Origin of the sequence: Companilactobacillus versmoldensis DSM 14857 = KCTC 3814 (assembly GCF_001434295.1) — a bacterium.
GTDB classification, from domain to species: Bacteria; Bacillota; Bacilli; order Lactobacillales; family Lactobacillaceae; genus Companilactobacillus; species Companilactobacillus versmoldensis.
The window spans coordinates 60,214-71,412 of sequence record NZ_AZFA01000008.1; the positions used below are offsets into that span (position 1 = coordinate 60,214).

General features: G+C 38.8%; 9 protein-coding genes and 1 pseudogene. All 10 read right to left on the reverse strand.

What is annotated here, in order from left to right; genetic code table 11:
* Positions 1-32 precede the first annotated feature (32 nt).
* The 10 genes and pseudogenes from FC27_RS05665 to FC27_RS05710 all read right to left on the reverse strand — a co-directional run bounded on the left by FC27_RS05665 (position 33) and on the right by FC27_RS05710 (position 11,111).
* A complete protein-coding gene (locus tag FC27_RS05665; RefSeq protein WP_010625169.1) occupies positions 33-479 on the reverse strand; it encodes a MerR family transcriptional regulator in 447 nt (148 codons plus the stop codon).
* A 321-nt stretch (positions 480-800) separates the two neighbouring features.
* Positions 801-1,511, reverse strand: coding sequence for an SDR family oxidoreductase (locus FC27_RS05670; protein WP_010625170.1), 711 nt, complete (start codon positions 1,509-1,511; stop codon positions 801-803).
* A gap of 77 nt (positions 1,512-1,588) precedes the next feature.
* Positions 1,589-2,215, reverse strand: coding sequence for a matrixin family metalloprotease (locus FC27_RS05675; RefSeq protein WP_010625171.1), 627 nt, complete (start codon positions 2,213-2,215; stop codon positions 1,589-1,591).
* A gap of 394 nt (positions 2,216-2,609) precedes the next feature.
* Positions 2,610-4,253 carry a subtype B tannase gene (locus FC27_RS05680; protein WP_010625172.1) on the reverse strand — a complete coding sequence of 548 codons (1,644 nt, stop codon included), beginning with the start codon at positions 4,251-4,253 and terminating at the stop codon, positions 2,610-2,612.
* Positions 4,254-4,456: 203 nt separating this feature from the next.
* On the reverse strand, positions 4,457-6,364 hold the full coding sequence (locus FC27_RS05685; RefSeq protein ID WP_029508227.1) for a M13 family metallopeptidase: 1,908 nt from the start codon (positions 6,362-6,364) through the stop codon (positions 4,457-4,459).
* A 169-nt stretch (positions 6,365-6,533) separates the two neighbouring features.
* Complete coding sequence (locus FC27_RS05690; RefSeq protein ID WP_010625174.1) at positions 6,534-6,998, reverse strand: universal stress protein; 465 nt, start codon at positions 6,996-6,998, stop codon at positions 6,534-6,536.
* Positions 6,999-7,010: 12 nt separating this feature from the next.
* Positions 7,011-8,234, reverse strand: a complete 1,224-nt coding sequence (locus FC27_RS05695) for a carboxylate--amine ligase (protein WP_010625175.1) — start codon at positions 8,232-8,234, stop codon at positions 7,011-7,013.
* 311 nt (positions 8,235-8,545) lie between these two features.
* Positions 8,546-9,400, reverse strand: coding sequence for a DegV family protein (locus FC27_RS05700; RefSeq protein ID WP_010625176.1), 855 nt, complete (start codon positions 9,398-9,400; stop codon positions 8,546-8,548).
* Complete coding sequence (locus tag FC27_RS05705) at positions 9,400-9,945, reverse strand: DUF1836 domain-containing protein (RefSeq protein WP_010625177.1); 546 nt, start codon at positions 9,943-9,945, stop codon at positions 9,400-9,402. Before FC27_RS05705 ends, FC27_RS05700 begins: the two co-directional genes overlap by 1 nt.
* A 442-nt stretch (positions 9,946-10,387) precedes the next feature.
* Positions 10,388-11,111 (reverse strand): annotated as a pseudogene (locus FC27_RS05710) (aldo/keto reductase).
* Between the last annotated feature and the right edge of the window lie 88 nt (positions 11,112-11,199).

Genomic DNA, 11,199 nt, shown 5'->3' on the forward strand with positions numbered 1-11,199 from the left:
AAATGTAATCAAAATTATAAGTACGAACCAGATTATTCTTCATGATTCATGTTATCCAAGTACGTAGCAAAACCTTCGCTGTCTTTGATCTTGCCAGTAGTCTTACCAGTGTACCAATCGATCTTATCGTCCAAAATGGTCAAACTGTGATCAAGATCTTCCATTTTCTTCATGAATTCACTGCGGACATTTTTGAGTAATTCCAACCGCTTATTGATAGTCGAATCCCCTTCAGCACGCCATTGAACGTACTTCTTCAGTTGTTCGATCGACATACCAGTGCTCTTTAAATGCAATAAAAACTTGATCCATTTAACATCCGCATCAGTATAAAATCTCAAACCGTTTTCTGAACGATGAGGTTTGACTAAACCTTCTTTTTCGTAATATCTAAGTGTGGGACTGGTCAAGCCAGTCATTTCTGCAAAATCACCGATCCGATAGTGACGTTCGGTCTCGTTCATTGTTTCTGTTGACATTAAATTATCTCTTTTCATCATTTCTTTTAAGTTGGCTTTAAGTCTAGCATTTATTATTATAAATGTAAATATTTATAATCTATATTAAAAAAAGAGAGTAAGTCATCTACTCTCTTCTGCTTTAAATATCATAATTAACGAAAACTAGTTACATTATTAAAGAATTGGCCAAAGGCAGCAAGATCATTTCCAGCGGTTTGTAATCCTGTACTGATGCCGGCTCTTAAAGAATTAAGAATAATCATAGTATGAATCCTCCTTGATAGAATGAATTCATTATTGCACCTAAACCTTAATTTAAACTTAAATACAATAATTATCTTAATATAAATCTATTCCACCATCAATATTTATTATCTGACCAGTGATAAATTCGTTCTCCATTAAATAGAGATATCCGCTAGCGACTTCAGAAAGCTTGGCAACTCTTCTAAGAGGAACGTTTTTGGAGAAATCGGTAACCTGTTGCATCATTTCTGGTTCTGGTACATCCCGCCACAATCCGGTTGGGGTCCAACTTGGTGAGACCGCGTTCACTCTAAATTCCGGTGCCATTTCAACCGCTAAACCCTGAACCATCAAGTTTATTGCCTGATTGCCAACAATAGCACCAGAGGCATTTGATGGACTTCCACCAGATCCTGAAGTAAAAATCAGTGAACCGTGTTGATTGAGATGTTTAGCAGCTATTTGGGCTAATTGCAAATCAGTGAAAAATTTGTCTTCAATGGTTTTTCTGATCAAGCTAATATCAGTATTCAGAAAGCCACCGCTCATCGCTCCACCCAGAGTCGAAACGATATGATCGAAGTTTGACGTCGAATCAAAATACTTCTCCAAAGCTGCTTTCCCATGAGCATCTATGCTCTTGGCTTGAATGTTTTTGTGGTCTTTTTGGAATTGTTTGGTACGAGTTTTATTATGTCCGATGACGGTCACATTTGCTCCGGCATGTTCGGTTTGGCGGGCAACTTCTCGTCCAAAACCTGAAGTACCGCCGACGATTAAGATGCGTTTGTTTTCTAGTGTCATGTCTTCTCCTTACAAAAAAAGAGCGGAATTCTTTCCACTCTTAGACTATTAGATATACCTTAAATAAAGCTTGACGATTAATCAGTTGGATACAACAACTTGAGGTTTTGATAATCGCTGGCGTTGACTTTGACTGTGGCATTGTTGGTTGAATAAAAGTCGCTGGTGTAATACATGATGGCATTTTTATCAGCATAATTATCATTCAAACCAAGTGCATGACCCATTTCATGCATGATCGTATGCTCTAGGTCATCGTTGCCATATTGTCCGGTCCGTAATTGCGGATCCAACGAAATCAAGGTTTCAAGTAAAGTTTTGACTGATGGATCATTTGTATCTTGAATCAGGTTGAGAGAACTGCCCCAACTTGATTTATTAGGATCTCGATTGGTGAAAGTTATATTGACATCATTGAAATCAGTGGTATTGGTCAATCTCAAATGAATCAACTTGGTTGAATTCCACTGTTCGATAGCATACTTGACATCTTGTCTAACCTGCTGGGACACACCAGGTTGAATCCCGACCGTGATATCATCTGGATCGGCAACTCGGTCGATCTTATTATTTTCCGAAGTTGCTTGAACTTTGGCAACTTGGTCGCTAGCTGCAGAAACAGTTGTGACTGCGGCGGTTGACGAAACTACCACAAAGATGCTTAAGTCAGCGATGCTGGAAATAAGAATCTTTTTAAAATTCATAATAATCCTCCCTCTAGGATGATGATTAAATTTATTATAGTTCATTTATTTTAAAATACTCAGGTTTTTGATTTTTGATTAGATGTGGGCATAAAGAAAGGGAAATACCTGATTGGTATTTCCCTTTGCTTTTGGCTTGCGAGAACTACCTGGGGAGGATGTTCTTGGAAGCCAAGTGAATATTTATTTGTGTCTGATGCTTTGTTCTTTGAATACGGATATTTGGATTTGGGTTACCAAACCTCTACTAATTTATAGCGGAAACGCGTGAAACGCGCACTTTCCCACTGACTGTGGTTCATAAGTCAAAAAGGTTCCGGGCCGGACGGGCCCTTACCGCCTTTCTGCCTTATGCCCCACAGTCACCCGTGGGAAATAGCGCTCTTTTTTTGCTCTATTTCTTTGCGATCTTATTCATCCAAGTAAACATTTCATTCAAGTTGTAATCGCCTGCGTGGCCTTTATTCCATTCTAGGTGATAGTTGACGTCTTTATTTTCGTTCTTTAGTTTTTGAGCGAAAATTGTTGGTACTGCGATTGATGTGTTGGCGTCTTTTTCACCGTATCTGATGTACCAGTGATCGGCTGTATCGGCGTTGTTGTTGCTGATGTAGTCCATTGGATTCATCATCTTGATGATGTTGTCACTTGCTTTAGCTGTCTTATTTTTGGCAGTATTGTTCTTTTGACTGTAATCGGTGAAGTGTTTCTTGTTGACTGTTGCGGTACCCATTTCTTGGTTTTCAGCATTTGATAAGTCTACTCCGTCAAAAGCTGGAGCAGCTTTCATTCTACCTACTGCCTTGAAGTACTTCGACAAGTTAACGTCAGTTGCCTTGCCGTTCTTGATAGTTAACCATGGGTATTTCTTCTCGGTAATGTTCTTACCATTCTTGATAGCTGTGTTAGCAGAATTCTCAACGGTTTTCTTGATCAAATTATTGAACGAGCCTGAGCCGTCTTTGTTCATCTTCAATGTTTTACCATTGTCATCTTTAAGATTTAGGCTATTAACATAGCTTGGGAACTCTTTCTTCAAATCATTAGAGATCTTCTTTTGAGCCGAAGTCAAAGTTGATGTTTCAGCAGTTTGTCCCGGCATTGCCATCCCTTGATAACTGTTGATTCCATTGAATTCCCATTCGTATGCAGAATCAGCATTGTCCAAGTTCATAATAGGACAAAAATCCATTGATGCAAAAATATTATCTGAGGTATCGGCAGCTCCAATGGCTTTCAGATATGGTGCATAATCCTTGCTATTTCCTGATGCGCCTAGGAGGGCCGACATTGCGCCACCGGCACTTGTCCCATCAGAAATGATTTTATTTTGGTTTCCAGGAATCTTTTTAGAGTTTAATTTCAAGTAACGTACGGCAGCTTTTAAATCGACGATAGCTGCGGGTGCTTTACCTGTATAATTACTTTTTTGCTTCGTAGTTCTGCCACGAGCACCAGGTGCTGCGACAATGTAGCCTTCTTTAAGGGCTTTTTCAGGAGCACTGTTGGCACCAGATGGAGCACCACCTGTAGCATTGGTCCCTGTTCCACCAGCACCGGGTGCTGCTGGAGTGCTTGATGATGACTTAGTTGATTTTGGCATCGTCATTGTTGATGAATTAGATTTACCAATAGTCGTTGCTTCACCAGGCATATAGCCACCAACGGAATTAGGGAAGAATACTGGTGCAGAATTCTTCGTATATCCATTGATTTTCTTGTTCTTGAAATAAGCTTCAGGAATATAAATATTCATTGTTTGATACTTCTTATCAACTGGCTTGCTGACGTAGGTAATATTTTCATAAGCCCGATATTTGATCTTTTTATTTCCGGATGTCAAAGTACGCACAGTGTACTTGGCATTCTTGAAATTCAAACTGACTTTCTTACCTTTGTAAGCATTGCCTCCTCGATAATAAGAAGCGTTTTTCTTATAACTAGTCGATGATAAGTCGCCAGCTTTAATAGTTTTGCTACTGGATGACGAACTCTTATTACTTGAACAACCAGTTAAAACTAAGACGGCTAAAAACATCGTGAATAAAGCTATGGTAGTCTTTTTTATTTACTTTCCCTCTTTTCAAGAAAAAGTTTAGCACAGAAAATGAATATTTTTATGGCAAGCTTTCGACTGTAATATTCCTATTTGGAGCGTATTGATTACATTTTGGAATAAAAAAAAGCCCACAAACGTTAGCTTGGAAGCAATGTTTGTGGAACTTATAGTTAATTTAATTATTACCAAATATTGACACGCTTTTCAGGATCGAGCCACATGCCATCACCTTTTGTTACATCAAACTCTGGGTAAAATTCATCCATATTTTGAGCCATAACATTAGCTCTAAGTGGGCCTGGTGCATGAACGTCAGTCTTCAAAAGTAGTTCATTGAATTCTTTTGTAGCTTTCAAGCGCCATACTCGAGCCCAGTTAACGAAGAATTGGTTCAAATTGACATCAGATTCAGTCTTGGCTGCTTCCAAAGCACAACGTAAACCACCAACGTCAGCAACGTTTTCGCTAACGACTAATTTACCGTTAACTTTGCTGCCGGCATATGGGATACCATCGAATTCGTCGATCATCTTCTGAGTTAACTTCTTGAATTTAGCGTAATCTTCATCAGTCCACCAGTTGTTCATATTACCGTATTCATCAAATTGAGCTCCGTTATTGTCAAAAGCATGAGAAATCTCATGAGCAATAACGGCACCAATACCACCATAGTTTTGACTGCTGAATTGCTTCAAACTATAAAATGGTGCTTGCAAAATAGCAGCTGGGAAAGTGATATCGTTTCTTGATGGATCATAACAAGCATTGACCATATGTCCAGGCATCAACCATTTGCCACGGTTGACTGGACGATGGAAACTGTCGAGCTCATCTTGGCGCTTGATCCGATTAAATTTGACCACGTTGTCATATAATGAAGCATTTTCTTCAACTTCATAGCGTGAATAAATATCTTCGATCTTGTCAGGATAACCAACCTTGATGGCAATCTTTTCCAATTTAACGATAGCCTTTTTCTTGGTATTTTCACCCAACCAGCTATTGTCAGAAATACGTTGTTCATAAATATTGATCATCTTTTTGACCATTTGTTGAACATCTTTTTTAGCATCAGCACCGAAATACTTTTCACCATAGTATGCACCGACAACTTGATCAAAAATCCGAGCAGCCTTGTGATAGGCATACTTCGTTCGGTTTTGTAATTCTTTGGCGCCACTCAAAGCTAATGAGTATTCACCAATCGTTTGACGGAACTCCTCATCCAAATTAGCAGCATAGTCAGTCAAATATTGAACCAGCATCCAAGCTTTGATCTCTTCAAAGGTGTCAGCATTTACGATCTTATTCAAGTCGTCTAAATAACGAGGTTCCGTGATGATAACCTTATCAGGTGTGTCGTTGATCAAATCAGTCACTTGTGACTTAAGATCCAAGACATCTGACTTCTTGACATACTCGTCAAATTGCATCGGGTTGTAAATCTTAGTATAATCAGCCCACTCTTCTTGACTCTTAACAATCGGCACGAGTAATTTATCAAAGGCCAAAGCCCTTTCGACGATAGCTTGAGCCTTCTTCAAGTCATAGCCGACCATCGAAAGCAATCTTACTGATACTTCTTGAAATTTTTTCAGCAAAGCCTTGCCAGACTCGTTGTAAGCTTCATAGTAAGATTTATCAGGCAAGATCAAGCTTGCGCCTTCAATGTAAACAACATTAGTTGACGTGTCTTTCATATCCGCATCGATTGAGACGTCGATTGGCAAGTCGAAGTTGTCAGCCGATAATTTGGCCAGCTGTTGACTCAAGTCATTGACGTCTTTCAAATCAGTTATCCGTTGGATATCTTTCAAAATTGGTTGTTGATGAAACTTGTTTAAATGTTCGACGTTATTTGCGAGGCGATAGAGTTTGACTGCCTGAAGCATTAAGTCATCATTGACTTTGCTTTCATCTTGAGCAAATTCGTGGAACTCGTTCATCAAGGTTTTTTCAACGGCTTCGTCGAGGTCCATAAAGCCACCTGTCCGAGGCTTATCTGCTGGAATAACGGCCTTTTCTTGCCATTCTCCGTTAACAGCTAAATAGAGATTTTCTTTATAACTAGCAGGTTTTGCATCGACCATATCGCCGGCTCCGCCAACTACCTTACTTGTAAACATTTCTTCACCACCAAAATTATTTGAATACCACTATAACACTAATATATTTATAAAAATAAGGATGTGCTTTGTGCAGATAGAAAAAGGAGGTTGGGACTTTGTCCCAGCCTCCCAAGAAATAGACTAAAAAGTTTTATCTGATAACACTGACAGAAACATTAGAATCATTGACGATCCGAGCAGCTTGCGAACCGATTGTATTACGGTTGCGGTTTTTCTCTTCAACACCAACGATCACTAAGTCTGGTTGGAATTTAGGAATTACTTGTTCCACGATAACATGTCCTGGATTACCTTCAGTAACCATGAGATGTAAATCTTGAACACCATATGTTTTTGCTTTTTGGCCGTATGCCTCAAGAAGTTCCTTGATTTGGTTACGGCGTTCTTTCAACGTTTCTTTGTCCAATGATTGGAAAATGTTCAAATCCCCAGTTTCCAATACTGACACGATTCCCAGCTTAGCGTTATAGTGCTTTGCTAAAGAACAAGCATAATTAAATGCATTCTTTGAAGAAACAAAGTCGTCAGAATCAACACAAATCAAAATTCGATCATATTCAATTTTTCGAACATTGTAATCCTTTAATTCATCCATCTGTACAGCCCCCTATTTTTCGAAATCTCGTCCTTTGTTGACTTCGAAGTACTGATTGAATCGTTTGACATAGTTATGGAACATATATGTCATCAGCAACCAGCGCTTGAATGAACGATCTTTGTCATAGAAAACGGTCGTACCAATTCTGTCTTGCTTGATCAATTCTTCAGCATATTCACTTGCTTCGTTGTGGGCAGCATACTTCCGGAAAACTTTTACCGGGATACCTAACCAAAGCTTATGTTGTGCTTTGTTCTTGTTAGCGTAAACAGTTGGTTCGTTTTCTAAGCTATTTTCAATATAATCTTCCACAACATATTTGGCAAGGTTATAACCGTTGAGGGTCACGAAGAAACTACTGCGGCCCATACGAAGATTGATTTCAAAGAACTTGAAAGTTTGATCACGTGAATCATACTTCATATCAAAATTAGCGTAACCTGTGAACTTGATATCTTCCAAGAATTTTTGAACTAAGTCGTAAACATCTTGGTTGAAATCAGGCACAATGGCTACGTAGTTTCCGATTGATTGTGGAGTTGGGTCCTCTAAGATAGGGTGACCAAGACACATCATCTTAACGTGATTATCTTTATCAACATAAGCATTCAATACACGCATGTTGGAGTCATCACCAGGGATAAAGTCTTGTAAGATCAAATCAGACGTATAGCCGTTATCATAAATCTTACCGACGATATCATTGAACTCTTCATCCGAATGGATCGTGAATGCTTTCTTTCGGCCTTCAAAATGGATATCCAACCATTCAACACTGTTAGCCGGTTTTAAAGCAACAGGATAATCATATGGAACATCCATATCTTTATTATTATCGTACATCGACTTAGTAATGATCTTCGTCAATGGATGTGGCAAGTTGTATTCGTCGGCTACTTTGTAAAAACTCTCTTTATTGTTCAACGACTTCAATAAATCATAATCCACGTAAGGACAAATAAAGGTCTTTGATAATTCTTCTTTATGTTTGCTAATGAGTTCGGCATAACCGTCCCCACATCCAATCAATATTACTGGTTCATCATGTTTGTCATAAATTTTAGCGATCTCGCGCATCTTTTCGATGAAAACTGGATCCTCTGAGAATCCGGAGAAGAGCGTTAAATCAAGTATTTTAGTATAACGTGTCGGAGCTAACTGTGTTTCAGCATAGGCCTTAACAGTTTCACCATATAGGTCATGGAAAGCACGGGCCATTCCGTAGACGTTCATATCACTACCTAAAAGCACCGGTGTGAATTTCTTTCCTGATTCAGTTTCGATAGGTATCAGCCTCTCACTCAAATTCGATTATTTTAATTATTTACAATCACAAATGATTATACCATATTTGACTTTATACTCTTCAGGTAATTGGCACAATCAAATACAGCATGATATCAATATTTTAATAAAAAATCAAATTCTTATATTTAACGTTAATTGATTTTAAATAGTGATTACAAATAATTAAAGCCACAGCTTTTTAGGCTGTGACTTTTCAAATTAATAATAATTATTATTGTTTGCGTTTTGTTAAAGCTTTAGTCCAGGATTGTGCAGGCAACACCGACTAGTCCAGGTCCGGTATGAACACCTAAAGCAGGTCCGACCTCTTCGAAATATTCATGAGTACCATGGATACCCATTTCTTCTAATTTAGCCAGCATCTTACCGCCCTCTTCTTCATCAGCACCGTGAGCAACGGCTAATAAATACTTGTGATGACCTTTAGTGAATTCTTTGATCTTATCACGCATGATCTTTTGACCACGTTTCATTCCACGAGCTTTAGCAATCGGTGTGTAGATACCTTCTTCGTTACAAGTAATGATCGGAGCCAACTTTAAAACACTGCCAACCATCGAAAAAACTAAGCCAATTCGCCCACCAGCACGTAAATAAGTCAACGTAGGTATGCAGAAAAGAGTGATTGCCTTTTGACAAGCACGATCAACCCCATCTATGACCTCTTGAAAACTTTTTCCATCGTCGATCATGTGTTTAGCGGCAACGGCAATTAAGCCTGAACCAATAGCGACTTGCTTGGTATCAAAGGCATGATACTCAAAACGGCCGTCCGCATCTAATAAGGTTCGCAAAAAATTATACGTTCCACTTAAGTTTGATGAGATCGAAATGGCGATGATTTTACGGTAGCCGGCGTCATAAGCCTCGTCAAGACTACGTTGAATCGAGTCTCCTGTTGGCAATGAGGTCTTAGGTATTTCTTCAGGTAGATGTTCATAAACTTCACCGGCAGTAATATTCACTCGGTCTAAATAGCTTTTATCTTTATAAATAATTTGCATTGGTAATTCATATATTCCCTCTTTTGATAAGTACTCTTCAGGAATATCACAACAAGAGTCAACAAATACAGCAATCTTTTCAGTCATTATTTCTTACCTTTCTTAATTTGACTTTTTGTGGTTTCAACATTTTCAATCGATAAAATTTTTCGAGTTATCAATTTTGTTGCAAACGTACGTGTCACCATCTCAATCAGTAGGTCACTCATTGAATCCGTTGGGGCAATTTTTCTTGGCTGAGAGTTACTGAGATTTGAGATAGCCGCTTCTTGCTTTTCGCAAAATGTGTTATACGCATGTTCAACACTATGTAATTGAATGGTTTCTGATTGGATCCCCGCTTTGATCTCGTCCATTGACACGACTTGTTTCAAAAAAGTTATCACGATCAAGTATGCTAATTGACTCTTACGATAATGCTTTTTAACTGGGGCAGGCATCATGTCATTTTTAACGTAATTATTGACCATTGAAGCAGTCACGACTGGCGTATCATCAATCCAAATTGGTCTTAAATAGCGATCGACTAGCGTCAGTAACTGATCGCGGTACAGTTCTAATTCGGGAAGTTCTTCCCAGCGTGGCAGCTTATAAGTCGAAATTTCGTTTAACCAGTCATCCAATTCATTCACAATGAATCCCTCACTTTAATAATGTATTTCCCCATGTGGTTAGTATAAACTTTTAAGCTAGTATTGCAAACTAGGTGACTTTTTATTTAAACTTTTTTTTAATATTTTGCTGTTTTCCGGGTATTTTGGGTAGTAAAAAAGCCCTTATCTTGGGATAAGAGCTTTTGGTTGTTGATATTTTGTTGTGTTTTGGGTTGGCGGGATTTCGGGTGGAAAATCACTGCTGTTTTTAGTAGTTTGTTCACTCTTGGTTGTTAAACTCTTACTGTTTTATCGGAATTTGTTCACTCTTGGTTGCCAAACTTTTACTGTTTTATAGCGGAAACGCGCACTTTCCCACTGACTACGGTGCACAAGTCAAAAAGGCTCCGGGCCTGACGGGCCCTTACCGCCTTTCTGCCTTATGCCCCGTAGTCACCCGTGGGAAATAGCGCTCTGTTTTTTAAAATTCTTCATAAACTGCAGGATCTTGATCATGTGTTCTTCCATCTTCTTTGGTTAGTCCGTTGATGGTTTCCATGTCTTCTTTGCTTATTTCGAAGTCAAAGATGTCTATGTTGCCTGCTTGTCTTTTTGGTGTTGATGACTTGGGGATTGGTAGTGTTCCTAGTTGTAATTCCCATTTTAGGATTAGCTGGCCGACGTTTTTGTTGTACTTTTCGGCTATTTGTTTGAGCGTTTCGTCTTGGAGCATTTGACTAGCTCTGCCTAGTGGGCTCCAATCTTGTGTCATTATATTGTGTTCTTGGTCATACTTTCTTTGTTCCTTTTGGTTGAAGTATGGATGCAACTCGATTTGATTGATGGATGGCATTACGCCGGTTTCCTTTTCCAAACGGTCCAAATGTTCTGGCAAGAAGTTTGAAACACCAATTGATCTGATGAGACCAAATTTCTTCGCGTCAACTAAGGCTTGCCAAGCTTCAACATACTTGTCTTCCTGGCAATTTCGATGAAATCAAGAGTTCTGAACGTGGAACAGATGAGCGGCGAACTGCTTCACCTACTGCTCCTTCATTTTCATAATTAAAGGCTGTATCCAACAATCTGTATCCTCGATCGATTGCTGAATCGATCACATTGACTCCATGTGATCCGTTCAATTTATAGGTACCAAAACCAATTTTAGGTACGGTCAAACCGTCTCTTAAGGTATAAGTTTCCATATAAAATTCCTCCTCTTATCTATGGTTTTACTTTAGCATTTTTTCGTTAGATTGGGAAAACATCCCTTTTAAAACAAAAAAGTGCCTC